Source organism: Psychrobacter sp. 1U2 (assembly GCF_051847575.1).
In genome coordinates this window covers 1-660 of sequence record NZ_JBPYDC010001229.1, presented here as the reverse complement: position 1 = coordinate 660, position 660 = coordinate 1, and the positions used below count along the sequence as shown (strand labels likewise).

At 45.9% G+C, this 660-nt stretch carries 1 protein-coding gene; it reads right to left on the bottom strand.

Annotation, left to right across the window (positions count from 1 at the left end; translation table 11 throughout):
- Positions 1–660: thioredoxin fold domain-containing protein (locus tag ACS8FD_RS21360; protein ID WP_439277348.1), on the bottom strand; the 660-nt coding region annotated here is incomplete at both ends.

The following is a 660-nucleotide window of genomic DNA, read 5'->3' as shown; positions in this document are numbered from 1 at the left end:
AGCATGGCTTTATCAAATGCCTTGCGACGACTGCTATCATCTGCCTGACACCAAATACCACGCATTTGCGCCGGTGACTGCTCATATATCGGATAGCCGATGACTTTTACGGTTACGCCCTTTGCATTGAGCATCGGTAGTTGTTGATGCAATCTGCGGCAATAAGGACAGTTGACATCGTCGGCTACATATATAACGGCTCTCTCAGCGCTCGTTGCTGGATAGGTTATTAGTTGTTTGTCATCTAAGGTTTTAAACACCGACTGGTTTTTACGCTTTTCAAACTCTTCATCCAGTCCGGTAAACTGACCATTCTCAATGACGGATATTTCACCATCTGTAATATATTGCGCGTCATCGGATAATAAAAACGGCACGCCCTCTAAAGTCGCGCCCCAAAGCACGCCCGGTACCGCGGTATAAAAGAACGGTGTTTTAGCGCTCATGTTTTTGAGCTCATTCATATTAGCAAGTACCGCAGATTTGACCGCAGCGCTTACTGGCATACCTATTTGCGCACTATTGCTACGCGCTGGGGTTTTGGTCACGACACGCTTGCTTGGGTTCTTTTGTAGCTCGCCTTGGATAACGTATTTGCCATCAGCAGTAATATGTAATGGCGTTTGACCAGCAAGATCAACTTGATACATGTTAGGTAAA